This is a genomic window from Kitasatospora aureofaciens, assembly GCF_019192735.1.
Classification (GTDB): domain Bacteria; phylum Actinomycetota; class Actinomycetes; order Streptomycetales; family Streptomycetaceae; genus Kitasatospora; species Kitasatospora aureofaciens_A.
In genome coordinates this window covers 1-25,811 of sequence record NZ_JAHTKP010000089.1, presented here as the reverse complement: position 1 = coordinate 25,811, position 25,811 = coordinate 1, and the positions used below count along the sequence as shown (strand labels likewise).

Annotated in this window: 19 protein-coding genes and 1 pseudogene; 9 read left to right on the top strand and 11 right to left on the bottom strand. The window is 73.2% G+C overall.

Features of this window, described 5'->3' with window-relative positions:
• A partial coding sequence (locus KV557_RS38475; RefSeq protein ID WP_218206390.1) for a FadR/GntR family transcriptional regulator occupies nucleotides 1–565 on the bottom strand: 565 nt, incomplete at its 3' end.
• A gap of 305 nt (nucleotides 566–870) precedes the next feature.
• Here KV557_RS38475 and KV557_RS38470 point away from each other — a divergent pair.
• A complete protein-coding gene (locus KV557_RS38470; RefSeq protein ID WP_218206388.1) occupies nucleotides 871–1,470 on the top strand; it encodes a hypothetical protein in 600 nt (199 codons plus the stop codon).
• Nucleotides 1,471–1,742: 272 nt separating this feature from the next.
• A complete protein-coding gene (locus tag KV557_RS38465; protein ID WP_256178580.1) occupies nucleotides 1,743–2,720 on the top strand; it encodes an extracellular catalytic domain type 1 short-chain-length polyhydroxyalkanoate depolymerase in 978 nt (325 codons plus the stop codon).
• Between the two features lie 65 nt (nucleotides 2,721–2,785).
• On the opposite strand, the gene KV557_RS38460 is transcribed toward KV557_RS38465, so the two are convergent.
• The 5 genes from KV557_RS38460 to KV557_RS38440 are packed head-to-tail and all read right to left on the bottom strand — an operon-like array spanning nucleotide 2,786 to nucleotide 8,375.
• Entirely contained in the window at nucleotides 2,786–2,935 is a 150-nt protein-coding gene (locus KV557_RS38460) for a hypothetical protein (RefSeq protein WP_218206386.1), read from the bottom strand.
• Nucleotides 2,936–2,993: 58 nt separating this feature from the next.
• Nucleotides 2,994–5,375, bottom strand: a complete 2,382-nt coding sequence (locus tag KV557_RS38455; protein ID WP_218206384.1) for a beta-xylosidase/alpha-l-arabinosidase — start codon at nucleotides 5,373–5,375, stop codon at nucleotides 2,994–2,996.
• Nucleotides 5,372–6,190: a carbohydrate ABC transporter permease gene (locus KV557_RS38450; protein WP_218206382.1), complete on the bottom strand. Its 819-nt coding sequence runs from the start codon at nucleotides 6,188–6,190 to the stop codon at nucleotides 5,372–5,374. Before KV557_RS38450 ends, KV557_RS38455 begins: the two co-directional genes overlap by 4 nt.
• Nucleotides 6,190–7,086 (bottom strand): carbohydrate ABC transporter permease, encoded by an 897-nt coding sequence (locus KV557_RS38445; protein WP_218206380.1) that lies wholly within the window; start codon nucleotides 7,084–7,086, stop codon nucleotides 6,190–6,192. Before KV557_RS38445 ends, KV557_RS38450 begins: the two co-directional genes overlap by 1 nt.
• Entirely contained in the window at nucleotides 7,083–8,375 is a 1,293-nt protein-coding gene (locus KV557_RS38440) for an ABC transporter substrate-binding protein (protein ID WP_218206378.1), read from the bottom strand. Before KV557_RS38440 ends, KV557_RS38445 begins: the two co-directional genes overlap by 4 nt.
• A 210-nt stretch (nucleotides 8,376–8,585) precedes the next feature.
• Here KV557_RS38440 and KV557_RS38435 point away from each other — a divergent pair, with 210 nt between their 5' ends.
• The 4 genes from KV557_RS38435 (at nucleotide 8,586) to KV557_RS38420 (ending at nucleotide 13,301) form a co-directional block, all read left to right on the top strand.
• Nucleotides 8,586–9,614 (top strand): LacI family DNA-binding transcriptional regulator, encoded by a 1,029-nt coding sequence (locus KV557_RS38435; RefSeq protein ID WP_218206376.1) that lies wholly within the window; start codon nucleotides 8,586–8,588, stop codon nucleotides 9,612–9,614.
• A gap of 225 nt (nucleotides 9,615–9,839) precedes the next feature.
• Nucleotides 9,840–10,940 (top strand): endo-1,4-beta-xylanase, encoded by a 1,101-nt coding sequence (locus tag KV557_RS38430; protein WP_218206374.1) that lies wholly within the window; start codon nucleotides 9,840–9,842, stop codon nucleotides 10,938–10,940.
• 211 nt (nucleotides 10,941–11,151) lie between these two features.
• Complete coding sequence (locus KV557_RS38425) at nucleotides 11,152–12,072, top strand: NADP-dependent oxidoreductase (RefSeq protein WP_218206372.1); 921 nt, start codon at nucleotides 11,152–11,154, stop codon at nucleotides 12,070–12,072.
• Nucleotides 12,073–12,269: 197 nt separating this feature from the next.
• Nucleotides 12,270–13,301 (top strand): LacI family DNA-binding transcriptional regulator, encoded by a 1,032-nt coding sequence (locus KV557_RS38420; RefSeq protein ID WP_218206370.1) that lies wholly within the window; start codon nucleotides 12,270–12,272, stop codon nucleotides 13,299–13,301.
• 69 nt (nucleotides 13,302–13,370) lie between these two features.
• Here the strand turns inward: KV557_RS38420 and KV557_RS38415 are convergent, their stop codons facing one another.
• Entirely contained in the window at nucleotides 13,371–16,352 is a 2,982-nt protein-coding gene (locus KV557_RS38415) for a glycoside hydrolase family 48 protein (RefSeq protein ID WP_218206369.1), read from the bottom strand.
• A gap of 445 nt (nucleotides 16,353–16,797) precedes the next feature.
• On the opposite strand from KV557_RS38415, the gene KV557_RS44290 reads away from it, so the two are divergent.
• Nucleotides 16,798–18,798 carry a glycoside hydrolase family 6 protein gene (locus KV557_RS44290; RefSeq protein WP_308130275.1) on the top strand — a complete coding sequence of 667 codons (2,001 nt, stop codon included), beginning with the start codon at nucleotides 16,798–16,800 and terminating at the stop codon, nucleotides 18,796–18,798.
• Nucleotides 18,799–18,869: 71 nt separating this feature from the next.
• The gene (locus KV557_RS38405; RefSeq protein ID WP_218206366.1) at nucleotides 18,870–20,393 is read left to right on the top strand and encodes a cellulase family glycosylhydrolase; all 1,524 of its coding nucleotides are present in this window, start codon (nucleotides 18,870–18,872) and stop codon (nucleotides 20,391–20,393) included.
• 61 nt (nucleotides 20,394–20,454) lie between these two features.
• Here KV557_RS38405 and KV557_RS38400 read toward each other — a convergent pair whose 3' ends face one another.
• The 3 genes and pseudogenes from KV557_RS38400 to KV557_RS38390 form a co-directional block, all read right to left on the bottom strand.
• Nucleotides 20,455–21,498, bottom strand: coding sequence for a LacI family DNA-binding transcriptional regulator (locus KV557_RS38400; protein ID WP_218206364.1), 1,044 nt, complete (start codon nucleotides 21,496–21,498; stop codon nucleotides 20,455–20,457).
• Between the two features lie 383 nt (nucleotides 21,499–21,881).
• Nucleotides 21,882–22,175, bottom strand: a pseudogene (locus KV557_RS38395) (SDR family oxidoreductase); the annotation flags it as partial.
• Between the two features lie 47 nt (nucleotides 22,176–22,222).
• Nucleotides 22,223–23,182: an alpha/beta hydrolase fold domain-containing protein gene (locus tag KV557_RS38390; RefSeq protein ID WP_218206363.1), complete on the bottom strand. Its 960-nt coding sequence runs from the start codon at nucleotides 23,180–23,182 to the stop codon at nucleotides 22,223–22,225.
• A 198-nt stretch (nucleotides 23,183–23,380) separates the two neighbouring features.
• Between KV557_RS38390 and KV557_RS44285 the strand changes: the two genes are divergently transcribed.
• A complete protein-coding gene (locus KV557_RS44285; protein WP_218206360.1) occupies nucleotides 23,381–25,384 on the top strand; it encodes an alpha-amylase family protein in 2,004 nt (667 codons plus the stop codon).
• A 22-nt stretch (nucleotides 25,385–25,406) separates the two neighbouring features.
• Here the strand turns inward: KV557_RS44285 and KV557_RS38380 are convergent.
• Nucleotides 25,407–25,811: ROK family protein (locus KV557_RS38380; protein WP_218206358.1), on the bottom strand; the 405-nt coding region annotated here is incomplete at its 5' end.

Genomic DNA, 25,811 nt, shown 5'->3' with positions numbered 1-25,811 from the left:
CGGCGACGGTCCGCCCGGCCGCCTCGGCGTCGGTGAGTCCGCGCCAGACGCGGGCCCGCAGGGTGCGTCCGGAGATGTGCTCCAGCAGCGTGGCCAGGGTCTCGTTGCGGGTGGCGTGGACGACCGCCCGGTGGAAGGCGGCGTCGTGCCGGATCAGCAGTTCGATGTCGTCCTTCGCGTCCCGCATGGCCGACAGGTGGCGCTCGACCTCGGCGAGGTCCTCGTCGGTGATGCGGGTGGCGGCCAGCGCGGTGGCGGCGGGCTCGAAGAGCCGGCGCACCTCGGTGAGCTCCAGGACGGTGTCGCCCTGCAGCAGTTCGACCGCGCCGCCGAGCCCTTCCAGCAGCAGCGCGGGGGCCAGGCTCGTCACGTACGTCCCGTCGCCGCGCCGGATCTCCAGGACCCGGGCGACGACCAGCGACTTGACCGCTTCGCGCGTCAGGTTCCGGGACAGGCCGAGTTCCGCCGCGAGCTGCTGCTCGGGGGGCAGCTTCGCTCCGGGGAGCAGCTCGCCCTCCCTGATCATCTGGCGGATCCGGGTGATTGCTCTGTCAGTCAGGGACACGGCGTCAACGTAGCAGGTGATCCCATGTCCAGGAAGGGAGTTCACCCGCTTCTCCGAGCAATGAGCGCCCCCAGCTTGGCACTTCACCGGTCGACCTTCGCAGGCCAAGGCCTCCGGGGCTGGATCCATCCCATCGATCACCGCCTCGCCCGGCCTCCTGTTCGCTCGGCCGGCAGGTCCACCTCACGCGAACCACACGTGATCTCCGCAGAAGCCTCGCCCCGGGCCGGTGTCGCGGCCGGGGCAGATCTGCGTACGCTCCGCAGAAGACCCGTCGTGACGCACGGGCAGCTACGGAAGATCGAATGAGTTACTGCACGCTCTGCCAACGCCACCTCAACGGCGCGCTGTCCTGCCCGGGCTGCGGGCGGCCGCAGGAGGAACTCCCCCGGCAAGGGGAACTCCCCGAGCAGGGGCGGGAAAGCCCGACCACGGACCCGACCGCCATGGCTTCCGCACCCCGGAGGGCCCGGCGGCGAACGACCCGGCGGCGCGGCGCCCGGCTCGCCCTGGCCGCGCTCGGTGTGGCGGCGGGCGGACTGGCCACCGCCGTGGTGGCGCTCGGCCAGGGCGACGGCGAGGCGGTCCCGCTCCCGGCGGACAGGACGGCGGCGTCCGCATCGACGGCCACGCCGTCCGCTCCGGGCACTGTGAGCGTTCCCATCACGGCGAGCGCCGCCCCGAGGAGCGCGAGCCCCACGGCGCAACCGTCGGCCGCCGGCGCCCGGCCCAGCGCGTCGAGGACCACCGCCGCGCCGTCGCGCACCGCCCCGAGCGGGCCGCCCGCTCCGCAGCCCGCGACGGCGCCGACCACCGGGCACTCGCCCGGCCCGGCCGGGCCCACGGCAACGCCGACACCGACACCGACACCGACCTGCAAGCAGGTCCTGTTCTGGTGCACCTGACCGGCGCGAGGGCCCGCCGCCGCCCGTGAAACTTGCACCGGCAGAACCGCTTCCATCGGCCGCATCGCCGGGATGCCGCGGAAGCGGCCCGACCACTCCTTGACAGGCACCGGCCACTGCCGCAGCGTCAACAGCCGACACCGGAAACCGAAGCAGGGGCGGAGCCCGGATGCCGCAATGTGAGCGCTAACAGCTCGTGGCGCCCGCGGCACCTTCACACCGGCACCGGCACCGGCACCGGCGTCAACCGTCCACAGAGAAGGGGTTCCATCTTGCGTTCCCGGCACCTGAAGTCCCGCCTGCTCGCCGTACTGCTGGCGGTCGGCGCCGCGTTAGGGGTGAGCCTGTCCGCCGCTCCCCCGGCCGGCGCCGCCTCACTGACCCGGATCACGGCCTTCGGCCACAATCCGACCAACCTGCAGATGTACGTGTACGTCCCGAACGGCGTCAAGCCGCACCCTGCGATCCTGCTGGCGCTGCACGGCTGCCAGGGCTCCGGGCCGTACATGTACTCCAGCACGGACTTCGCGGGGCTGGCCGACCGGTACGGCTTCATCGTCGTCTACCCCTCGACCAGCCCCGGCGGCAGCTGTTGGGACGTCTCCTCCGACCAGGCGCTGACCCGCAACGGCGGCAGTGACCCGGTCGGGCTGATGTCGATGATCACGTACACGGAACAGCACTACGGCGGCAACCCCGGCGCCGTGTACGTCACCGGCGAGTCCTCGGGAGGCATGATGACGAACGTCATGCTCGCGGACTACCCGGACGTGTTCAAGGCGGGCGCCGCGTTCATGGGCGTGCCCTACCACTGCTTCCACACGGGCACCGTGCGCGGCTGGAACGGCGCCTGCGCCGGAGGCCAGGTCTCCATGACCGCGCAGCAGTGGGGCGACCTGGCGCGCCGCGCCGACCCCGGCTACAACGGGCCCCACCCCCGTGTGCAGCTGTGGCACGGCACCGCCGACCCCATCCTGAACCACCGCGACCTCGGCGAAGAGACCAAGCAGTGGACGAACGTCCTCGGCGTGGGCCAGACCCCGTCCTCGACGGACACCCCGGCCGCCAACTGGAACCGGTCCCGGTACGCCGACCGCTCCGGCAAGACGCAGGTCGAGACGTACAGCATCGTCGGCGCCGGCCACCAACTCCCGATCCAGGGCACACCGATGGCCGCCGACGCCGTCCACTTCATGGGCCTGGACGGCAGCTCCACCGCCCCGGGCACCCGGCAGCCGCACCACGGCTGAGCCGACGGCTCCGGGCCGCCCTGAACCATCCGCCGCCGCCCCCCCGGCCGAGGGGCGGCGGCGGCTCAGGACTCCGCGTAGGCGGCGGCCTGGATGGTGCAGAGCTCGGCGTAGCGCCGCTGCCGGGCCGCGGGTTCCCGGGCGCGAGCCATCCGGCGCTGGAAGGCCGCCCGCGATCGGACGGCAGAGTCGAAGGGCTTCGACTCGTCAGGCATCCGCCGAACCTGGCAGACCTCCCGACCGCGCGTCAGTCGAGCTGCGCGGGGAACCCCGCTACGGGGTTGTGGCGGACGGGAGTTGGTGGACGGTGACGGTCGGGTGCAGCCGCCGGGTGTGGTCGAGCGGGCGGACCGGGCCGGTGAGGCGCAGCGGTGCTGTGAGGCGGGCGTCGGTGCTGGAGGCGGAGATCCGAAGCTCCAGGGCGCCGGGTTCGACGATCCGCCGGCCGTCCCGCCCGGTGAAGGAGGCCAGGTCGGCGGGGAGGGTCAGCTCCACCCGGCAGGCCGCTCCGGGGGCCAGCTCGATCCGCCGGTAGCCGACCAGCCGCTGCACCGGCTGGACCACGGTGGCCACCGGGTCGTGGAGGTACAGCTGCACCACGTCGGTACCGGCCCGGGCGCCGGTGTTGCGCAGCAGGAAGCTGAGGCGGAACGCGCCGTCGGTGCCGGTCTCGGCCTGCTGCACCTCCAGGTCGGACCAGGCGAACTCGGTGTAGCCGAGGCCGTGTCCGAAGCCGAAGGCGGGGGTCGGGTCGGTGCTGGAGACCTCGCCCGCCTGCGCCAGCCGGGCGGCCAGGTAGGTGGAGGGCTGGACGCCGGGGTGAGCGGGGACGGAGACGGGCAGCCGCCCGGACGGGTTGACGCGCCCGCTGAGCACGCCCGCGAGGGCCCGGGTGCCGGCCTGGCCGGGGAAGAAGCACTGGACGATCCCGGCCGCCTCGGTGACGGCCCGACCGAGCGCGTACGGCCGCCCGGCGAGCAGGGTGAGCACCACCGGTGTCCCGGTGTCCAGCACTGCTTCCAGCAACTGCCGCTGCTTTCCTGGGAGTTCGAGCGACTCGACGTCGCAGCCCTCGCCGCTGGTGCCGCGCCCGAACAGTCCGGCGCGGTCGCCGAGGGCGAGCACCACCACGTCCGCCCGCTTGGCGGCGCGGACGGCCTCGACGATGCCGGCGGTGTCCTCGCCGTCGACCGTCACGCCCCGCACCGTCCGCAGCTCGCTGCCGGGGAACTCCGCCTCCAGCGCCTCCCGCAGGGTGGGGAGTTCGAGGCCGGGCGGGGTGTCCGGGTGCTGGCTGCCGACGTGGACGGGGAAGGAGTAGCAGCCGAGCACCGCGGTGGGCACGTCGGCGTTCGGGCCGATCAGCGCGATCCGGGCCGGGTCGCGCAGGGGCAGCAGGCCGTCGTTGCGCAGCAGCACCACGGCCTGTTCAGCGAGTTCGGCGGCGAGTGCGCGGTTGGCGGGCCCGTCCAGGTCGATCCGGCCGCGCAGCGCCCGCGGGTCGCCCAGGTCCGCGTCGGCGAGGGCCTGCGGGACGGAGCTCCAGTCCTCGTCCAGCAGCCCGAGTTCGGCCTTCTGGACGAGGACGCGGCGCAGCGCCCGGTCGATCAGCCGTTCCGGGACGGTGCCCGAGACGACGGCGTCGAACAGGGGCTGTCCGAAGGTGTTGACGGTCGGCAGTTCGACGTCGACCCCGCTGCCCAGGGCCAGGCCGGCGGCGTCGGACCAGTCCTCGGCGACGCCGTGCAGGGTCTTGAGGAAGGCGATGCCGAAGTAGTCGGCGACGACGGTGCCGGTGAAGCCCCAGGTGTCCCGGAGCAGGCCGGTGAGGAGGTCCTGGTCGGCGGCGGAGGGGAGGCCGTCGGTGTCGGTGTAGGCGTGCATGACCGAGCGGGGCCGCCCTTCGCGCACGGCCATCTCGAAGGGCGGCAGGATGACGTCGGCGCGCTCGCGCGGGCCCATGGAGACGGGGGCGAGGTTGCGCCCGGCCCGGGAGGCGGAGTACCCGGCGAAGTGCTTGAGGGTGGCGACGACCCCGGCCGACTCCAGGCCCTGGACGTAGGCGGTGGCGACGGTGCCGACGAGGTACGGGTCCTCGCCGATCGTCTCCTCGACCCGGCCCCAGCGGGCGTCGCGGACCACGTCGAGCACCGGCGCGAGGCCCTGGTGCACGCCGACGGCCCGCAGGTCGTGCCCGATGGCGGCGGCCGTCGTACGGACGAGGTCCGGGTTGAAGGTGGCGCCCCAGGACAGCGGCACGGGGTAGGCCGTGGCGCCCCAGGCGGCGAAGCCGGCCAGGCACTCCTCGTGGGCCAGCGCGGGGATGCCGAAGCGGTTGGCGGCGGCGATGCGCTGCTGGGTGCGCAGCAGGGAGAGCGCGCCGATCGCCGGGTCGACCGGGGCCGTGCCGAACGGGCGGGTCAGCTGGCCGAGTCCGTACGGCAGCAGGGTGTCGAGGTCGGGCGGCTCCTCCATGTCGTGCTGGTGGGGGGCGACTTCGTCGCCCTCGCCGTCGGCCCCGACCCACAGGCCGACCAGTTGGGCGGTCTTCTCCCGGAGCGTCATCGCCGCGATCAGGGCGTCGGCCCTGGCCTGCGGGGTGAGCGCGGCGTCCCGCCAGGCGGGCGCGGTCTCCGTGCGCTGGCGGTGGTTCATTTTCCTCCCACGCCCGTCAGGCCCTGGACCAGGGCGCGGCGGGCGAACAGGTAGACGACGAGGATGGGGAGCATGGACAGCACGACGGCGCTGAGCAGTGCGGGCACGTCCACGCCGTGTTCGGTCTGGAAGTCGTACAGGCCGAGGGTGATGACCTTGGTGCTGTCGGACTGGGTGAGGATCAGCGGGAAGAGGAAGCCGTTCCACGCCTGGAGCGCGGCGAAGACGGTGATCGAGGACAGCCCGCCCTTGGACAGCGGGATCACCAGCTGCCGGAAGACCCGGGCCGGGGAGGCGCCGTCCATCGCCATCGCCTCGTACAGCTCGGGGCTGATGTCGCGCATCGCCCCGGTCAGCACCAGGGTGCAGACGGGCAGGCAGAAGGCGGCGGTGGGCAGGACGATGCCGATCAGGTGGTCGTACAGCCCGGTCTGGTTCATGACGTAGAACATCGGCACGATCACCGCCTGGGCGGGGATCGCCAGGCCCAGCAGGAACAGCCGGAAGATCCAGCCGGTGGCCCGGCCGCGGGCGCGCACGATGGCGTAGGCGAGCGGGGGGACGACCAGCAGCACGATGGCGACCACGCCGGCGGTGACGGTCAGGGTGTTGAGGAAGTCCTGGCCGAAGCCGTTGGAGAAGTCGTCCAGGTAGTTCTGCAGGGTCCACTGGGCGGGCGGGCTCAGCGGGCCCTCGGTGGAGTAGTCGGAGCGGGTGCGGAAGGTGGCGATCAGCAGGACGTACAGGGGCAGGCCGATCAGCGCCAGCCAGACCAGGGAGCCGAAGCCGGCCAGGAAGTTGGGGCGGCGGCGCATCACATGCCCTCCGTCGTGCCGCGCATGCGGTCGTAGCCGGAGAGCCGGACCAGCACGAGCGAGATCAGGGTGGCGACCACCACGAGGACCAGGGCGACGGCCGAGCCCGGGCCGAACTCGAAGCCCTTGAACGCCTTCTGGTACATGTAGTAGGCGGTGACGGTGGTGTCGGTGCCCGGTCCGCCCTGGGTGAGGATCAGCACCGTGTCGAAGGTGGTCAGGCCGCCGACGACCATGAGGATCACCGAGGTGATGACGGTGTTGCGCAGCTGCGGCAGGGTGATGTGGAAGAACTGCCGTACCCGGCCCGCCCCGTCGATGGCGGCCGCCTGGTAGAGCACCTGGGGGATGGCCCGGGCGCCGCCCTGGTAGAGCAGCGCGTGCAGCGGGGTGTACTGCCACACGCCGACGAAGGTCAGCACGGCGATCGCGCCGCCCTTGGTGCCGAGCAGGTTGCCGTCGCCGAACAGCCAGGTGAGCTGGGCGGGGACGCCGAAGTTGGGGTCGAGGACGGCCCGCCACACCACCGAGACGGCGGTGGCCGAGAGCAGCAGCGGCACGAAGTAGATCGCGGAGAGGACCGCCCGGTTGCGCTGGTGCCCGGCGGCCCAGACGCCGATCAGGATGCTGACCGGCGTCTGGACGGCCACGCCGAGGGCGGTGAGCAGCAGGGTGGTCCAGACGGACTGGAGCATCACCGGGTCGTCGAACAGGGAGGTCCAGTTGTCCAGGCCGTTGAAGTGCGGTTCGCCGATGCCGTCCCAGCTGGTGAAGGACAGCACGGCGACCAGGGCCAGCGGCACGAACGCGAACAGCAGGAAGAACACCGCCGCGGGCAGCGCCCACACGAAGCCCGGGCGGGTCGCCGCCGCGGCGGGGCGCGCGGGGCGGGTCATGAGGTCGGCAAGGCGCTCATGGCCTTGATGAAGCCGTCGGTGTCGATCCTGCCGTCGAAGAACTGCTGGACGGCGGTGTGCATGGGGGTCATGGCGCTCGGCGGGTACGCCTGGTCCCAGGAGAGCTGGAAGGAGGGGGCGGCCTTCACCAGCTCGTACTGGGCCTTGGAGTAGGCGGGGCTGGCCGAGAGGTCGAGGAAGTTGGCGGTGCTGGTGGTGGTCGGCAGGTTGCCGATGGCCAGTTGCGCCTTCACGAAGTCGTCGGAGTACATCAGCTTGAGGAAGGCGGCGGCGGCCTCCGGGTACTTGGTCTTCTTCAGGACGGAGTAGAAGTTGTTGGTATTGCCGACGACGGCGGCCGGGTCGCCCTTGCCGCCGCCCACGGAGGGGAAGCCGGTGTAGCCGAGGCCGGACTTGGCGAAGTCGGGGTTGGCGTCCTGCTGCGTGGAGTAGTACCAGGAGCCCATCAGTTCGAAGGCGGCCTTGCCCTTGGCGACCAGGGCCGGGGAGCCTCCGTCGGTGAACTTGACGGAGTCGAAGTTGCTGCCGAAGGCGCCGGCGTCGACCAGTTCCTTCAGGGTGCTCAGCGCCTTGCGGCTGTCCTCGCTCGCCCAGGCGGCCTTGTCGCCGTTCAGCGCGCGCTGGAACAGTTCGGGGCCGGCGATCCGGTCGTAGAGGTACTCGAACCACATCAGGGTCGGCCACTGGTCCCCGCCGCCGAGCGCGATCGGGGTGATGCCCTTGGCCTTCAACGCCTTGGTGGCGGCGACCAGTTCGTCCCAGGTCTTCGGCGGGGTGAGCCCGGCGTCCGCGAGCACCTGCTTGTTGTGGAACAGCAGCACCGGCTGGGTGCCGCGCATCGGCACGCCGTACGGCTTGCCGTCCACCACGGCCGAGTTGAAGACCGCGGGCAGGAAGTTGTCCTTCAGGCCCGGGTCCTTGGCGATGAAGTCGTCCAGCGGCAGCAGCAGTCCCGCCTTGACGAACGGCTGGATGGAGCCGCCGCCCCAGTTGAAGAAGACGTCGGGGGCTCGCGAGGTGTTGATCACGGTCTGCAGCTTCTGCTGGTAGTCCGCGCCGGGGATGGTGTCCAGCACCACCTTGACCTTGGAGGTCTTGTTGAAGGTCTCGACGAGCTGCTTCTCGACCTTGTTGGCGGCGTCACCGTAGACCAGCACGTGGATCGTCCCGGAGCCGGAGTCGGAGGAGCCGCCTCCGGAGCCGCATGCGGCGGTGGTGCCGAGGACGAGCACGGTGGCCGCGGCGACCGCGGCGATTCTCGATCCCATATCCTGCCCTCTGATTCGAATATTTCGAGCGAGTCAGCGAATGTTGTGGGAAACCTAGGTCCGTGTTGACAGCTCGTCAAGGGATCTGACGGGATCGGTTTCGGCTCGGCTGGGGCTAGCATCCCTGCGGTACGGCACGGCCTCGGGGCGCGTCGTCCCACCCATTTCCGCAGCGGAGTTCGCCCAGCAGGGGCAGTGCAGGAGGAACTCATGACCAGAGCGGCAACGCTCGCCGAGATCGCACAGGAGGCCGGGGTCTCCGCACCGACGGTTTCGAAAGTCCTGAACGGCCGGGCCGACGTCGCCCCGGCCACCCGGGAGCGGGTGGAGGAGCTGCTGCACCGGCACGGCTACCGGCGGCGCGGCAACCGCCAGGCCAACCCGCTGCTGGAGCTGGTCTTCCACGAACTGGAGAGCGCCTGGGCGGTGGAGGTGATCCGCGGCGTCGAGAACGTCGTGCGCGAGGAGGGCCTGAGCATCGTCCTCTCCGAGTCCGCCGAACGGAACGGGCCCGGCCAGTCCTGGGTGGACGGCGTGCTCGCCCGCCGCCCGACCGGCGTGGTGCTGGTGCTGTCCGACCTGGACCGCGCGCTGCGGGAGCAGCTCTCCCGCCGAGAGATCCCCTTCGTGGTGATGGACCCGGCCGGCGACCCGGGCCAGGAGGTGCCCGCCGTCGGCACCACCAACTGGGACGGCGGCCTCGCCGCCACCCGGCACCTGCTCGACCTCGGCCACCGCCGGATCGGCCTGATCGCCGGGCCCGCCCGGATGATGTGCAGCCGGGCCCGGGCCGACGGCTACCGGGCCGCGCTCGACATCGCGGGCATCCCGTACGACCCGCGGCTCGTCCGCGAGGGCGACTTCCACCACGAGGCCGGGCACCGGCTCGGCCGGGAACTGCTCGCGATGCCGGACCGGCCGACCGCCGTGTTCGCCGGGAACGACCTCCAGGCGCTCGGCCTGTACGAGGCCGCCCGCGAGCTGGGGCTGCGCGTCCCGGAGGACCTCAGCGTGGTCGGCTTCGACGACCTGCCGCTGGCCCGCTGGGTGGGGCCGCCGCTGACCACCGTGCGCCAGCCGCTGACGGAGATGGCCGAGGTGGCGACCAGGCTGGTCATCGACCTGGCCCGCGGGACGCGGCCCGGGACGCGGCGGGTGGACCTGGCCACCAGCCTGGTCGAACGCAGCAGCACGGCGCCGCCGCGAGGAGGTGCCCCGGCCCCCGCCTCCGAGGGCTGAGGCGGCCCGCGCCGCGAGCCGTCCCCCGGGCTCGTGGCGCACCCGGCCGAAGCGGTTCATGTCAGAAAGGTTGACGGGCCGTCGGGCCCGCCCCTACCGTCCCCTGAAGAAGTCGGAGGATGAGCCGAAACTTTCGATGCCGCTCGGCCGCTCCCGCACCTCCGGCGTTCCAGGCACACCGCACGTCCCCCTCCTCGCCCCACCCGACGAGAAAGGACCACGCCGGTGCAATTCCCGACGTCCCGCCTCCCCCGCCCCGGGCGCGCCCGCCGCGCCGCCCGCTCCCTCGCCGTCGCCGCCGCGACCGCCCTGGCCGTCACCGCCCTGCTGCCGACCGGCCAGGCCGGTGCGGCGGGGACCTCCCTGCGCTCGCTCGCCCAGGCCAGGGGGATCTACTTCGGCGCCTCCCTCGCCCAGTCAGACCTGAACAACCCCTCCCTCACCGCGGTCGCGGGCAGGGAGTTCGGCATGCTCACCCCCGCCAACGAGATGAAGTGGGACACCACCGAGCCCCGGCCCGGCAGCTTCGACTTCGCCCCCGGCGACCGGATCGCCTCCTACGCCCGGGCCAACGGGATGCGGCTGCGCGGCCACACCCTGGTCTGGCACAACCAGCTGCCCTCCTGGGTCCGCGGCCTGCCCGCCGACCAGCTGCGCGCCGCCATGCGGCGCCACATCACCGCCGAGGCCGGCCACTACAAGGGCCAGGTCTACGCCTGGGACGTGGTCAACGAGGCGTTCAACGAGGACGGCAGCTTCCGCACCGACGACCCGTTCCACAACGCACTGGGCGACGGCTACATCGCCGACGCGCTGCGCACCGCCCGGGCCGCCGACCCGAACGCCAAGCTGTACCTGAACGACTACAACATCGAGGGCCTGAACGCCAAGAGCGATGCGATGTACCGGCTGGTGAAGTCGCTCAAGAGCCAGGGCGTCCCGATCGACGGCGTCGGCTTCCAGGCCCACTTCGTCGTCGGCCAGGTCCCCGCGAGCCTGAAGGCCAACCTCCAGCGGTTCACCGCGCTCGGCGTCGACGTCGCCATCACCGAACTCGACGACCGCATCCAACTCCCGGCGAACAGCGCCGCGTTGGCCCGCCAGGCCGAGGACTACGCCGGCGTGGTCAGGACCTGCCTGGCCGTCCCCCGCTGCGTGGGCATCACCCAGTGGGACGTGGGTGACCCGGACTCGTGGATCCCCGGCACCTTCCCCGGCTACGGCGCCGCCACCATGTTCGACAACAGCTACCGGCCCAAGCCCGCGTACACCGCCTCGGCCGCCGCCCTCGCGGCCGGTACCCACCACCGGGCACCGACCGACTGACGGCCCGCGGGCTCCGTACCGGTCCTGCGGGGACGCCGCCGCAGGGGCGCGCCCCGCGGCTGAGCCCGCGCGAAGCGGAGGGGCCGGGGCCCCTCCGACGGCCTCGCCCGGATGCCGGACGGGCGCCGTCGGCCTCGCGTGGCCGACGGCGCCCGCCGCACCCGCCCCGGGGTGCGCGGGGCCGGCACATCGACCCCCTGGAGGTCCGTACATGCGCGCGGTGACCTACGACTCCTACGCCCCGGACAACTCCCGCCTTCGGTACGGCGAGGTGCCCGATCCGAAGGTCGGCCCCGGCCAGGTGCTGATCCAGGTCCGGGCCGCCTCCGTCAACCCCGTCGACTGGAAGGTCATGGCGGGCGGACTGGACCCCATGATGGACACCGTCTTCCCCGCCGTCCCCGGCTGGGACGTGGCGGGCGTGGTCACCCGCACCGGCCCGGACACGCCCGAGTTCGCGCCCGGGGACGAGGTGATGGCGTACGCCCGCAAGGACGTGGTGCAGGCCGGCACCTTCGCCGAGTACGTCGCGGTCTCCGCGCCCGCGGTGGCGCGCAAGCCCGCCTCGCTCAGCTGGGAGCAGGCGGGCGGCCTGCCGCTGGCAGGCCTGACCGCGCTGCGCAGCCTGCAGCGCCTGGAGGTCGGCCCCGCCGACGTGCTCCTGGTGCACGGCGCGGCGGGCGGGGTGGGCAGCCTCGCCGTGCAGCTCGGCCGCGACCGCGGGGCCCGGGTGATCGGCACCGCCTCGGAGCGCAACCATGACTTCGTGCGCAAGCTCGGCGCCGAGCCGGTGACCTACGGCGAGGGGCTGGCCGAACGGGTGCGCGCGCTGGCACCCGGCGGCGTCTCCACCGTCGCGGACTTCGTCGGCGGCCAGCTGGAGACGACGCTCGCCGTGCTCGCCGACGGCGGCCGTCACGTCTCCGTCGCCGATCCCGCGGTGACCCAGCACGGCGGCGCGTGGATCTGGGTGCGCCCGGACGGCTCCGCGCTCGCCGAGCTGGCCGCGCTGGCGGACCGCGGCGCCCTGACCGTGGAGGTCGCGCAGACCTTCCCGCTGGAGCGGACGGCCGATGCCTTCGACGCCAGCCGCACCGGCCACACCCGCGGGAAGCTGGTCATCGTTCCCTGACGGGCCCGAGAGCCCTGCGGCCGGCCCCGGAACCGCCCTCGAAGGCCGGTGGTTCCGGGGCCGTTCCCGGTCGGTGGAGCATCCGGTGACGCGCTTCTTGACGGCGTCCATGCCGCGCGCGATGGTGACCTGACGCGGCGTAGCGGGCGGCGCGCCCTTCCCCCCACCCCTCCACCCGACCGGTGAGGACCCCTCCCATGCCGAAGCCCGCCTCCGACCTGCCCGCCCCCGCCTCAGCCCCTGCCGCAGCCGCGCCCGCCACCCTGGCCGAGGTCGCCCGGCGGGCCGGCGTCTCCACCGCGACCGCCTCCCGGGTGCTGAACCGCTCGGCGCCCGTCTCGCCTCCCGTGTCCGCCCGGGTGATGGCCGCCGCACGGGAGCTGGCGTACGTGCGGCGCCGTGCTCCGCGCGGGCGGGGCACCGGCGTGGTGGCCGTCGTGGCCTTCGCCGATCCGGTGCGCTACCACACCGACCCGTTCCACCTCCGGCTGCTGGCGGGGCTGCGGGAGGCCGCGGCGGGGCTGGAACTCGAGGTGGCGGTCTTCACCGTCCCCGGGAGCGCGCACCGGCCCGCCCTGCTGCGGCACCTGTGCGGCGGGCACGTCGACGGCGTGCTGCTCGTCGGCGCGTGGGAGACGCTGGAGTTGCCGCGCCTGCTGCGGGCCGCGGGCGTGCCGGCGGTGTCCGTCGGCCGTCCGCCGGGCGCGGGCACGGTGGCGTACGTGGACGCGGACAACCTGTGCGGCGCCCGCGACGCCGTGCTGCGGCTGTGCGCGTCCGGACGGCGGTCGGTGGTGACCATCGCCGGACCGCCGGACACCGCCGTGGGCGCGGACCGCCTGGCGGGCTACCGGCAGGCGCTGGCCCAGGCCGAGGCGGCGGTGGGCCCCGTGGTGGCCTACGGGGACTTCTCCGGTGCCTCCGGCGAGCACGCCATGCTGCGGCTGCTGCGCCAGCGCCCGGCCCTGGACGCGGTGTTCGCCGCCTCCGACCCGATGGCCCTGGGCGCCCTGCGCGTGCTGAAGCGGCTCGGGCGCCGGGTGCCCGAGCAGGTCGCGGTGATCGGTTTCGACGACGCCCCGGCCGCGGCCCGGGCCCGGCTGTCCACGGTGCGCCAGCCGGTCGAGCAACTCGGCGCCCGGGCCCTGGAGATGCTGCTGACCCGCCCGGACCGCTCGGCGTCCCTGGTGCTGCCGACCACCCTGGTGCTGCGCGACTCGGCGGGCTGACGGGCCAGACGTGGTGGTGCCGTGCCCGGAGGTTCCGGGCACGGCACCACCGCGGTGCGGGTGCGGGCGTCAGCCGCCCGGGTTCACCGTCGGGAAGAGCTGGGCGAAGGTGTCGAACGCCGTGGCGATGTCCGCCTCGGCCCAGAACCGGTGGTAGGTGAACACCGGCGCCGGGCCGCCGTTCAGGTAGGACTGGACCTTCGACCACTGCGGGTCGCTGGTGTACCAGGGCCGGATGGACAGGAAGGTGTTGGTGGCCGAGCTGAGCTTCGTGCCGTCCGGGTACGTCCCGTTCCAGCCCGGCGGGATGTAGAGCCCCTGGTGGGTGGTGGGGTCGTACGCCTGGGTGAAGCGGCTGTAGTCGGTGCGGGTCTCCGGGGCCGAGTAGCCGAGCGGGTCGGCGTACTTGGCGTGGATGATGTCCAGGATGTTCTGGGCGAACTTCTGCGCGGTGCCGTCGCCGGCCTTCGCCGCGTAGTACGAGAGGGTCTTGGCCAGCGAGCCGGCCACCCCGAGGTCGGTGAGCGCGCCGGTGGCCTTCACGTGCAGGCCGGTGTTGGCGCCCGGTGCGGTGGCGTTCCAGGTGTCCGGAGCGCCGGTCCAGGTGAGGACGTCGGGCGTGGTCAGGGTGCCGGTGGCCGGGTCCGCCTTGCTGACCGAGATCGCCCACGGGACCCACTTGGCCAGCACGCCCTTGGCCCTGGCGTCGCCGGTGGCGTAGTAGTACTCGGCCACCCGCTCCATCGACCAGGTCTGGAAGCCGAACCACTGGTTGCTGGGCGGGTCGTGGTACTCCGGCTGCCAGTCGTAGGCGAGGCCGTAGAACGTCGGGTTGCCGGCCGGCGGCGCGCCGTCGTCGCCGTAGTTCCCGCCCCAGCTGTTGGTGGCGCCGCCCGCGATCCCGCCCTCGGTGGACTGCAGCCACTGGTAGAACTGGAGCTGCTTGTCCAGGCTGCCGGACCAGTCCGCCGCCGCGCTGGGCGACTTGGGCGTGAGCGCCGGGTCGGTGGACAGCGCCCAGGCCGCCATCGGGTTCTGGTAGCCCTGGTGCGCGGCCGAGCCGGAGATCCGCCAGGACCAGGACCCGCCGGTGTCGCCGCCCCAGGCGAAGTACCAGGTCAGCAGGCCGAGTTGCTCGTCGGCCTTGCCGGTGCCGGCCGGGCAGGTGCTCGACCCGTTGCAGTTGCCGGCGCGCTTGAAGTACTTGTCGTAGAGCGAGTAGCGCAGGAAGTCCCCGAGCTTGGACGCCTTGGCGACGGTGCCGCTGATCGCCGCGCTCTTGTTCTGCGCCGTGGCGAAGGTCCGGGCCCAGTAGGCGACCTGGACCAGGCGGGCGTCCGCGTCCGGCGCGTCGGTGTACTTGTACTGCTTGGAGTAGTTCCCGCCGCCGTCGTTGAAGAGGCTGAGGAAGCCCGAGCCGGAGGCGCCGTACTTCAGCACGTCGCAGTCGGGCTGCGGGACGGTCTCCCAGACCGACTCCTGCGGGCCGCGCTGGTAGGTGTTGATCAGGCTCGGCTTGGTGGTGCCGTCCTCGCAGCGGCCGAAGCCGTACTTGTTGTCGGTGTCCATGATCCAGGCGGGCGCGTACACGTCCGGGCTGCCGTAGGCGGTGGAGAGTTCACCGGCCAGCGGGTCCGTGCCGACCGGGACGGAGGAGTTCAGCTTCACCGGGTACTGGTCCGGCTGGGCCTTCTCCGGGCCGTAGGTGGCCGGCTTGGACGGGTTGTAGGTGCCCTGGCCGGGCTGGTCGGCGTGCCCGGGGATCATGTACGTCTCCAGGCTGGTCCAGGCGTTGTTGAACCCGGTCCAGTCGCCGGTCACCCGGCCGTAGTCGGCCTCCAGCCAGAGCCAGTAGCTGTAGGTCTCCGACGTGGTCTCGTGGCCGTAGTCGGGCGCCTCGACCATCAGCGTCTCCACCGAGTGGTACGGGATGCCGAGCGGGCTGAAGTAGCCGTTCGCCGGGTTCTTCATCTTGCTGTAGAGGTCGAGGAAGTACTGGTCGTACCCCGAGCTCTTCGCCGCCTCGGTGACGGTGACGGCCGCCGAGCCGTAGCCGGTGGCGGTGGCGGTGAAGGTGGCGGTGCCGCCCGCCTGGGTGGCGTCCGTACCGGCCGCGACGGTCACCGTCTGCGGGGTGTTCCAGTTGGCCGGGGTGAAGGTGAGGCTTCCGCCCGAGGTGACCGACAGGTCGGTGTCGGCGCCGGAGCGGGTCACCGTCACCGTGACGGGGGCGGCCGGGGCCTGGGAGAGGGCCACCGTGAAGGTGCCGCTGGAGCCCTGCTGGACCGCCAGGGTGGTCGGGTTGACCAGCAGGCTCGGTCCGGCCACCTTGACCGCGACCGGGGCCGAGGTGGTGGTCGCTCCCAGGTTGTCGGTCGCGACGGCGGTCAGCGAGTAGTCGCCGGCCGGCACGTTCGCCCAGTTCACCGTGTAGGGCGCGGTGGTGGCGGTGCCGACCAGTTTGTTGTCGCCGGGGCCGGTGCTGGCGTAGAAGTCCACCTTGGCCACGCTGCCGTCCGCGTCCGCGGCGGTCGCCGCGAGCGGCACGGTCGAGCCGGGGGTGAAGGTCGTGCCCGCCGCCGGGGAGGTGAGCGAGACCGTCGGCGGCTGGTTCGGCCCGCGGCAGACGGTGCCGTTGAGGGTGAAGGTGGTGGGGGCGGTGTTGGTGCCGGCGTAGGTGAAGTTGGCGCTGGTGGTGTAGGTGGCGCCGGGGTTGATGGTGGGGGCGTAGGTGGGGTTGGTGGCGGTGACGGTGTGGCCGGTCTGGGTCCAGGTGCCGTTCCAGCCGTTGGTGAGGGTCTGGGTGCCGGTGTAGTCGTAGGTGAGGGTCCAGCCGTTGATGGGGGTGGTGCCGGTGTCGGTGATGGCGAGGTTGGCGGTGAATCCGCTGCCCCAGTCGTTGGCGGTGTAGCTGACGCCGCAGGACACACCGGCGGTGGCGGCGGACGCCGGGACGGTGAGCGCGCCGCCGGTCGCCGCCGCCAGGGCGAGGGCGCTGAGTGCGGCGACGGTGGGTACGGGCGCGCGGGAGCGCAGGGTCTTGCGTGGCATGCACGGGCCTCCGGATCGGGTGGGAGGAAGCAGGGGCCGGTGTCCTCCGGCCCCGCGTGGCGCAGGGTTCCGCGAGTGAACGGCCCGGCAAACCCCGCCGTGCGCCGCCCGGTCCGGCACCCGTCCGCCACCCCGCCGCCGACCAGCGGGGACGTCCGTACGCGGGTCGGGCCGTCGACGGGAAAGTTTCACAGCCCCCGTCGCATCCCGTGGGAGCGCGCCCATTTCACCCTCGGGCCTCCGTGTCAGAGCTCTTGACGGGCCAGCTGCGGCCTGGCTTCATGTGACTCAGGCACCGGCGAAAGCCGCCTGCCGGAATATGGAAGCGCTCCCATCACACGCTCCGTCCCGGCTGAAGGCCCGGGCGCCCCGGACCCCGCCCGCAGCGTCCGACACGGCACCCACCCCCCCGGGCCCACCCACCCCCACCCGAAGGGACCCGACCGTGCCCCTCTCCGCCCTCCGCCGACTCCGAACAGCGGCCGTCGCGACCGCGCTCGGCGTCTCCGCCCTCGTCCCGGTCGCCGGCGCGCAGGCCGCGCACGCCACCACCGCCCGCCCGGTCAACCCGTTCGTCGGCGCGACCGGCTACCTCAACCCGGACTACACCGCCCAGGTCAGCGCCCAGGCCGCGGCCGACGGCGGCACGCTGGGTGCCGCCGAGGCGCAGGTGGCGAACAACTCCACCGCCGTCTGGATGGACCACATCGGCGCCATCGCCGGCGACAACGGCCGGCTCGGCCTGCGCGGCCACCTCGACCGGGCCCTGGCCCAGGCCGCCGCCGGCAGCACCCCCGTGGTCCTCCAGGTCGTCGTGTACGACCTGCCCGGCCGTGACTGCGCCGCCATCGCCTCCAACGGCGAACTCCCCGCCACCGCCGCCGGCCTGGCGACGTACCAGAGCCAGTACATCGACCCGATCGCGGCCGTCCTCGCCGACCCGAAGTACGCCTCGCTGCGGATCGCCGCGATCATCGAGCCGGACTCGCTGCCGAACGCCGTCACCAACCAGAACAAGCCGGCCTGCGCCACCGCGACCCCGCTCTACGAGGCCGGCATCGAGTACGCGCTGAACAAGCTGCACCCGATCGGCAACGTCTACAACTACCTGGACATCGGCCACTCGGGCTGGCTCGGCTGGCCCACCAACATGGTCCCGGCGGGCCAGGAGTACGCCAAGGTCGCCAAGGCCACCACCGGCGGATTCGCCAGCGTGGACGGCTTCATCAGCAACACCGCCAACTACACCCCGCTCAACGAGCCGTACCTGCCCGACCAGAACCTCCAGGTCGGCGGGCAGCCGCTGAGGTCCGCCAAGTTCTACCAGTGGAACCCGGACTTCGACGAGTACAACTACGCGAGCCAGATGTACTCGACCATGGTCTCCAACGGCTTCCCGAGCACCGTCGGCTTCCTGGTGGACACCTCGCGCAACGGCTGGGGCGGCAGCGCCCGGCCCACCGGGCTCAACGGCACGCCGACCACGGTCGACGGCTACGTCGCCGCCAACAAGGTGGACCAGCGCGTCTTCCGGGGCAACTGGTGCAACGTCTACGGCGCGGGCATCGGCGCCCGTCCGCAGGCGCAGCCCTTCGGGTCGGCCAGCCCGATCATCGCCTTCCTGTGGGTGAAGCCGCCGGGCGAGTCGGACGGCGACTACCCCTCGGCGACGCACCCGCACGGCGACCCGCACTGCGACCCGGCCGGGACGCAGAGCGACGGCAACGGCAACACCTACCCGACCAACTCCTTCCCCGGCGACAACATCAAGGCCGGCCAGTGGTTCGGCGCCCAGTTCCGGCAGCTGGTGCAGAACGCCTACCCGTCCCTCGGCGCCTCCACCGGCGGCGGTGACACCACCCCGCCGAGCACCCCGGCCGGGCTGACCGTCACCGGCACCACCGCGACCGGCGTCTCACTCTCCTGGACGGCCTCCACCGACAACGTCGGCGTCGTCGGCTACCACGTCTACCGCGACGGCACCAAGGTGGGCACCAGCACCGGCACCACCTACTCCGACACCGGCCTGTCGCCCTCCACCGCCTACCGCTACACCGTCGACGCCTTCGACGCCGCCGGCAACACCTCACCGGTCTCCGCGGCCGTCACCGCCACCACCGCGAGCACCGGCGGCGGGACCGGCAGCGGCTGCACCGCGAGCTACTCCGTGGCCAACGACTGGGGCTCCGGCTTCGGTGCCAACGTCACGGTGACCAACACCGGCAGCACGCCCACCACGTCCTGGAAGGTCACCTGGACCTGGCCGGGCAACCAGCAGGTGACCAACGGCTGGAACGCCACCGTGACCCAGAGCGGCGCCGCCGTCTCCGCCGTCAACGCGAGCTACAACGGCACGATCGCGGCCGGCGGCAGCACCGGCTTCGGATTCCAGGGCAGCTACTCGGGCGCCAACACCGCTCCGACCCTCAGCTGCACGGCGGGCTGACCCGCACCCCTCCCCCACCCGGGCCGGCCGGTCCCACCCGCCGGCCGGCCCGGCTTCCACCGGAGCGCCCCATGATTCCCCGAGCCGTACGCGCCTCCCGTGCCCCTCACAGCCCTCACGCCTCCCTGTTCGCGACGGCGGCCGTCGCCGCCGGCGCGCTGGCCGGCGCCCTGCTGCTACCGCCCGGTGCCACGAACGCCGCCACCGCCGGTGTGTCCTGCGGCGTCAGCTACACCGCCAACGACTGGGGCAGCGGATTCACCGCCAACCTCGCCATCACCGACACCGGCACCACCCCCATCAACGGCTGGACCCTCACCTACGACTACACCGGCACCCAGACCCTCACCAACGGCTGGAACGGCACCTGGACCCAGACCGGCCACACCGTCACCGCCACCAACCCCACCTACGCCCCCACCATCAACCCCGGCGCCACCTACACCACCAGCGCCAACTTCACCTACACCGGCACCAACACCGCCCCCACCACCTTCACCCTCAACGGCACCGTCTGCCGCGGGCCGTCCGGCCCTCCGACCACACCGCCGACCACACCGCCGACCACACCGGCGCCGGGCGGTCCGGCCCCGGCCCTGCACGTGGCGGGCAACCAGCTCCAGGACCCGAGCGGGCGCGCCGTCACCCTGCGCGGCGTCAACCGCTCCGGCGCCGAGTTCGCCTGCGTCCAGGGCAAGGGCCTCTTCGACGGGCCCGTGGACCAGGCGTCGATCGACGCGATGCGCGCCTGGCACGTCACCGCCGTCCGCATCCCGCTCAACGAGGACTGCTGGCTCGGCCTGCCGAACGTCCCGGCCGCCTACGCGGGAAGCACCTACATCGAGGCGGTCAAGTCCTACGTGGCGCTGCTGCACCGCAACGGGCTGAACACCGTCCTCGACCTGCACTGGACCGACGGCGTCTACACCGGCAACTCCTCGGCCTGCTCCACCGCGACCGCCACCTGCCAGAAGCCCATGCCGGACGCCGCCAATGCCATCCCGTTCTGGCGCTCGGTGGCCACCGCCTTCAAGGGGGACGGCGCCACCGTCTTCGACCTGTTCAACGAGCCCTACCCCTCCCGCGCCACCGGCGGCACGGACAGCGGCTGGGCCTGCTGGCGGGACGGCGGCACCTGCCCGGGCATCGGCTACCCGGTGGCCGGGATGCAGTCCCTGGTGGACGCCGTGCGCGGCACCGGCGCGGACAACGTCCTGATGCTCGGCGGAATCGAGTACGCCAACGACCTCACCCAGTGGCTCAGCCACCGGCCGTCGGACCCGCTGCACCAGCTGGCCGCCTCCTGGCACTCGTACAACTTCAACGTCTGTGCCTCGTCGAGCTGTTGGGACGCCCAGGTGGCCCCGGTGGCGGCGGCCGTCCCGGTGGTCGCGGGGGAGCTGGGCGAGAACGACTGCGCGGCCGGCTACCTGGACACCCTGCTGCCCTGGCTGGACCGGCACGGGATCTCCTACCTGGCGTGGACCTGGAACACCTGGGACTGCTCCAACGGCCCCTCGCTGATCTCGGCCTACGACGGCACACCGACCGCGTACGGGGCGGGCTACCGGGCCCACCTCGCGGCCGGGGGCTGAACCGGCCCGCCCTCCCCGGTGCCGGGGCCCGCCACGGGCCCCGGCACCGGGCTGTTCCCGTTCAGGCCGAGTCGCGCACCACCAGCTCGGTCGCCATGACCAGCTGGCGCCGCGCCCTGCCCGGTTCGGCGATCTGCTCCAGCAGCTGGCGGACCATCGCCCGCCCCATCTCCTGGGTCGGCTGCCGCACGGTGGTCAGCGGCGGATCGGTGTGCCGGGCCACGATCGAGTCGTCGAAGCCGACCACGGCGACGTCCTGCGGCACCCGGCGGCCCGCTGCCCTGAGCGCCTGCAGGGCCCCCGCGGCCAGGACGTCCGAGGCGCAGAAGACCGCGTCCACCCCGGGCTCGCGCTCCAGGAGTTCGGCCATCGCGGCGCGGCCCCCGCTCTCGGTGAAGTCGGCCACCGCGACGAGTTCCGGCAGCGTCCCGGCCTCGCTCTCGGCGAGCGCCGCCCGGTACCCCGCGAGGCGGGCCTGCGCGCCCTCCATGTCCAGCGGGCCGGTGACGGTCGCGATCCGGCGGCAGCCGCGGCGCAGCAGGTGGCGCACGGCCATCCGGGCGCCGCCCGCGTTGTCGGCCGCCACGTAGCTGAGCGGCTCGTGCTCGCCGCGGCGGCCGGCGAGTACGGCGGGGATGCCGAGGTCCTCCAGCATGACCGGCAGGGGGTCGTCCTGGTGCACGGCGACCAGCAGCACGCCGTCCACCCGGTCGGCCCGCAGGTAGGCCGACAGGCGCTCGTGCTCGCGCTGGTCGCGTACCAGGACCAGGAGCAACTGGAGCTGGGTGCGGGAGAGTTCGGCGGAGACCCCGCTGATGATGTCGGCGAAGTACGGCTCCGAGAACAGCCGCGTCTCGGCCTCCGGCACCACCAGGGCGATCGCGTCGGTGCGCGAGGTCGCCAGCGCGCGGGCCGCCCGGTTGGGCACGTACCCCAGCTCCGCCACGGCCCGCTCCACCGCCGTGCGCGCCTTCTCGCTGACCCGCGGCGATCCATTGATCACCCGGGAGGCCGTGCCCCGGCCGACCCCGGCCAGCGCGGCGACCTCCTCCAGGGTCGGCCGGGCAGCCGGTCCGCCGGCGGGTCGCCCCGCGCTGTCGTTCATCTGACGTCCCGTCCTGTTCTGCCCGGTCCGCCCGAGCTCCCCGGGGGTTCCGGCGCGAGCCCCGCTCGGCCGGCGCCACCCCCTCGACACAGTACCGCGCCGGACCGCACCCTTCCGGCTACCGCCTCGGGAGCGCTCCCACGCTGCCTTCACGGTAGCCGCAGAACCGGTCCGACGGCCAGATCCGGGCACGGGCCTCTGGGGAAGCGTGCAGGGGAGGGCCTACCTAGGCTGGAGCCAGTCGCCGGAATCCTGTTCCGGCAGGCACGGCTGCCCGGACGGAGGCGCGCGTGGAGACGGCGGGCGAGCAGGACGCACCCCGGGACGCGCCCACTGCCGTCGTCGTGGTCGGCCCGGACGGCGTGGTGAGCGGCTGGAGCGGGGGCCTCCTCGAAGACCCGCTCCGGGCTCGCGGGGTCGGCGAGATCGGCCTCCACGCCCACCGTCGCGGCGCCCCGTTCCGCCAGGGCCGCGGCGATCGCGTCCGCGGCCCCGGTCTCGGCGCCCCAGGCCATACGGGCGTCGTACGGCGTCCAGTACGTGAAGGCGAGGTCCCAGCCCGCCTCGGCCAGTCGGCGGGCGATGCCCGCGCCGATCCCGAGGGAGCGGCCGACGCCGGTCACCAACGCGACCGGCCTGGCGGCATCCGACGGTGGTGTGTTCTCGAAGGTCGTCATGAGCCGCAATCGTTCGGCCCGCCGACCGGGCACCGCAACCCGTTTCTTCACTCGGCCTCGGCTCCCGGAGCGCCGTCGGCGAGCACGGCGGCGAGGAAGTCGAGCGAGCGGTCGACCTCCTTGAGGGACGGGCTGCGGTTGAGATGACCGTGCGTCATGCCAACGGCCAGGTAGGACCGTACGCCGACGCCGACCTCGCCCAGCTGCCTTTCGAGCAGTTCACCCGAAGGCCTCAGGTCGTCGTACTGGGCGAGGACGATGCCGGTCGCGGGGAGGCCGCGCAGGTCCGCGGCTCCGGGCATCGCCGACGGGGGCAGGTCGCTCAGGCGCCCCACGTAGTTCCTCACCATGGACTCGATCCCCTCGGTGGTGAACCGCAGGAGCGGCGGAAGCGCCTCCATCTCGACCCGGGTGTCCGCGTCCAGCGCCGGGGTCGGGAAGTGCGCGAAGGGATAGGCGAGCAGCAGGGCGTCCGGGCGGCGTTGGCCCAGGTCGCGGAGCCGGATCGCCGTGGACAGGGCGATGGCGGCGCCCGCGCTCGCGCCGCCGAGGGCGACCGGACCGGACGAGCCGGAGCGCAGCCGCAGGGTTTCGCCGAGCCAGAGCCATGCGGCGTCGGCGTCGTCGACGGGGACCGGATAGTGCGTACCGTTCACGGCCAGGCGGTAGTCGACCGACACCACCAACGCGCTTGCCCGGGAGGAGAGTTCGGCGGACACCTGGTGCGCTTCGGGCATGTCGAGGTCGCCGCCCTGGAACCCGCCCCCGTGCAGCCACAGCAGCGCGCGGCCGGGCTCGGTGGCGGGGGTGTAGATCCGGATCGGGATCCGCCCGTGGGGGCCCGGCACCGTGCGGTCCTCCACCGAGACGTCCGGGGCGGTCCACTCGCCGGGATCGCGGAGGTACTCCCCCAGCCGCGCCGCGGCCTGCGGGTCGCTCTGGACGTGCGGCCAGTCGAGGCCGTCGAGGAGGTGCACCTTGTCGGCGAGGAAGGGATCGAGGGGCATGAGGGCGCTCCAGACATGGGGTCAGCGGCACGGCGCCAAGCTAGCAAGAGATCCCATGTCCGAGAAGGGAACGAGAGAACCCGGCCCACCGGCGAGAGGTCAGAGCCTGGCCCAAGTACCCTTCTCCATCATGGATTTTGAGACTCATTCTGCAAAACCCCTGGACTCTGTCACACCTGGCTCCTATAAATCCATCCCATGACTCAGCGACATGTGAACGCTCTCAACCCTGCTCGCTTCCCCCGGCGCACCGTACACCTGGACTTCCACACCGGCCCCGATGTCCCCGACGTCGGCCGGGACTTCGACCCGGCGACCTTCGCGCAGCCCTTCCGCGACGCCCACGTCGACAGCGTCACCGTCTTCGCCAAGTGCCACCACGGCCACCTCTACTACGGGACCGACCGTCCCGAGCGCCACCCCGGCCTCTCCCCCGACCTGGACCTGCTCGCCGAACAGGTCGACGCCCTGCACGCGGCCGGCATCCGCGCGCCGATCTACCTGTCCCTCCAGGTCGACGAGTACGCGGCCCGCGAGCACCCCGAGTGGGTCGCCCACGACGAGAACCTGAAGATCGCCCGCTGGACCCCCTCGGCCCTCCAGGCGGGCTGGAACATCCTCGACATGTCCAGCCCCTACGCCGACTACTTCGCCGACCAGTTGGACGAGGTGCTGCGGCGCTTCGCCCCCGTCGACGGGATCTTCGTCGACATGTGCTGGAGCCAGCCGAGCCTGAGCCGCTGGGCCGTCGACGGGATGCGCAGGGAGGGCCTGGACCCGGCCGACGCCGACCACCGCATGCGCTACGCGGACCTGGTGGCCCACCGCTACATGGCCCGCTACACCGCGATGGTGGAGAAGGCCCTGCCGCCGGAGGCCGTCCAGGGCGTCTACTACAACGGCCGCCCGAAGACCGGGCTGCCGAAGGAGCGGCAGTTCCTGCGGCACGTCGAGATCGAGGGCCTGCCCACCGGAGGCTGGGGCTACGCCTTCCTCCCGTACGTGGCCCGCTTCGTCCGCCCGCTAGGGATGCCGACCCTCAGCCACACCGGGCGCTTCCACGAGAGCTGGGGCGACAACGCCGCCCTCAAGCCACGGGCGGCGCTGCTCTACGAGAACAGCCAGATGCTGAGCCACGGCCTGACCAGCGGCGTGGGCGACGTGCTGCATCCGCGGGGCGTGCCGGCCCCGGCCGTGTACGAGCTGATCGGCTCGGTCTACGGCCACATCGCGCGGTGCGAGCCGTTCGTCGAGGGCGGACGGGTCGTCAGCGAGGTCGCCGTGGTCGTCGACCCCGGCCTGGGGGACCGCCCCGGCGCGAGCAACATCGGCGCCGTCCGGGCGCTCCAGCAGCTGCGGGTCCAGTTCGACGTCGTCCCGCCGACGGCCGACCTGGCCGGGTACCGGGCCGTCGTGGTGCCGGAGAGCACCCCCGTCGACGACGACCTCTCCGAGCGCCTGGCCGCGTACCGCCGGGCCGGCGGAGCGGTGGTGCTGGTCGGGCCCGCGCTGCTGCGCAACGGCACGGAGCCCGCCCTGCCCGGCCTCCCGGTGGAGGGCCTGGCCCCGGCCCCGGCCGGTGAGGTGTTCCTCGCCTGCCAGGGCGTCCCCGGTGTCCCGGAGGACTTCCCGGTGATCAGCCACGGCTCCCGGCTGACCGCCCGCGCGCTGCCCGGCGCCGAGGTGCTGGCCCGGGTCGTCGCGCCGTACTTCCCGCGCTCCTGGGACCGCTTCTGCGGCCACTCCTACACGCCGCCGGCCGACCCGACCGAGGAGGTGGCCCTCGCCGTCGGCGACGGGGTGGCCGCGGTGGCCGTCCCGCTGCTGGAGGCGTTCCACGACCACGGCCTGGAACCGTACCGCCGGCTGCTCGGTGCCGCCCTGGACCGGCTCCTGCCGGACCCGCTGGTCCGCGCGGGCGGGCCGGTCCACCTGGAGACCACCGTCGTACGGACCGACACCGCCACGGTGGTGCACCTGACCAGCTTCGTCCCGTCCCGGGAGACCCCCGAACTGGACCTGGTGCACGACCCGTTCCCGCTGGTCGACGTGCCCGTCTCCCTCCGGCTCGCCGCGGCGCCGCGCTCGGTGTGGCTGCAGCCCGCCGGGCAGGAGCTCGCCTGGGAGCACGACGGCGCGTACGTCCACGTGCGGGTCACCACCGCGGACGGGCACGCGATGGTCGTGGTCGAGCACGACTGACCCGTGCCGCGCGGGCTCCTGATCAGGCGGCGGGGAGCAGCGTCGGATCGGCCATGATGCGCCGGACCGTCGTCAGCGCCGCGCCGAGCAGGGGCCCGAGCCGCCCCAGGGCGGCCGGGCGCAGCGCCTCCTCGGCCCAGGGCCGTACGGTGACGCGCTCGGCCAGCTCGGCGCGGACGGGGGGCAGCAGCCATCCGGCGAGTTCGGCGTAGGCGCCGCCGAGGACGAGGCGGTCCGGGTCGATGAGGTCGACGGCGGAGGTGAGGGCCAGGCCGAGGGCGCGGCCCGCGCGCTCCAGCGCCGCCAGGGTCGGCGGGTGCCCGGCCGCCGCCCGTTCGGCGAGCAGCGCGACCGGGTCGCCGGTGCCCGCGCCGTCGTGCTGCGCGAGGCCGGCCGCGCCCCGCACCGCCGCCCCGCCCCCGGACGG

Coding starts and splice junctions, on each gene's coding strand:
- KV557_RS38470 (WP_218206388.1), top strand. CDS start 871: ATGAGTTACTGCACGCTCTGCCAACGCCACCTCAACGGCGCGCTGTCC.
- KV557_RS38460 (WP_218206386.1), bottom strand. CDS start 2,935: ATGCCTGACGAGTCGAAGCCCTTCGACTCTGCCGTCCGATCGCGGGCG.
- KV557_RS38455 (WP_218206384.1), bottom strand. CDS start 5,375: ATGAACCACCGCCAGCGCACGGAGACCGCGCCCGCCTGGCGGGACGCC.
- KV557_RS38450 (WP_218206382.1), bottom strand. CDS start 6,190: ATGCGCCGCCGCCCCAACTTCCTGGCCGGCTTCGGCTCCCTGGTCTGG.
- KV557_RS38445 (WP_218206380.1), bottom strand. CDS start 7,086: ATGACCCGCCCCGCGCGCCCCGCCGCGGCGGCGACCCGCCCGGGCTTC.
- KV557_RS38440 (WP_218206378.1), bottom strand. CDS start 8,375: ATGGGATCGAGAATCGCCGCGGTCGCCGCGGCCACCGTGCTCGTCCTC.
- KV557_RS38435 (WP_218206376.1), top strand. CDS start 8,586: ATGACCAGAGCGGCAACGCTCGCCGAGATCGCACAGGAGGCCGGGGTC.
- KV557_RS38425 (WP_218206372.1), top strand. CDS start 11,152: ATGCGCGCGGTGACCTACGACTCCTACGCCCCGGACAACTCCCGCCTT.
- KV557_RS38420 (WP_218206370.1), top strand. CDS start 12,270: ATGCCGAAGCCCGCCTCCGACCTGCCCGCCCCCGCCTCAGCCCCTGCC.
- KV557_RS38415 (WP_218206369.1), bottom strand. CDS start 16,352: ATGCCACGCAAGACCCTGCGCTCCCGCGCGCCCGTACCCACCGTCGCC.
- KV557_RS38405 (WP_218206366.1), top strand. CDS start 18,870: ATGATTCCCCGAGCCGTACGCGCCTCCCGTGCCCCTCACAGCCCTCAC.
- KV557_RS38400 (WP_218206364.1), bottom strand. CDS start 21,498: ATGAACGACAGCGCGGGGCGACCCGCCGGCGGACCGGCTGCCCGGCCG.
- KV557_RS38390 (WP_218206363.1), bottom strand. CDS start 23,182: ATGCCCCTCGATCCCTTCCTCGCCGACAAGGTGCACCTCCTCGACGGC.
- KV557_RS44285 (WP_218206360.1), top strand. CDS start 23,381: ATGACTCAGCGACATGTGAACGCTCTCAACCCTGCTCGCTTCCCCCGG.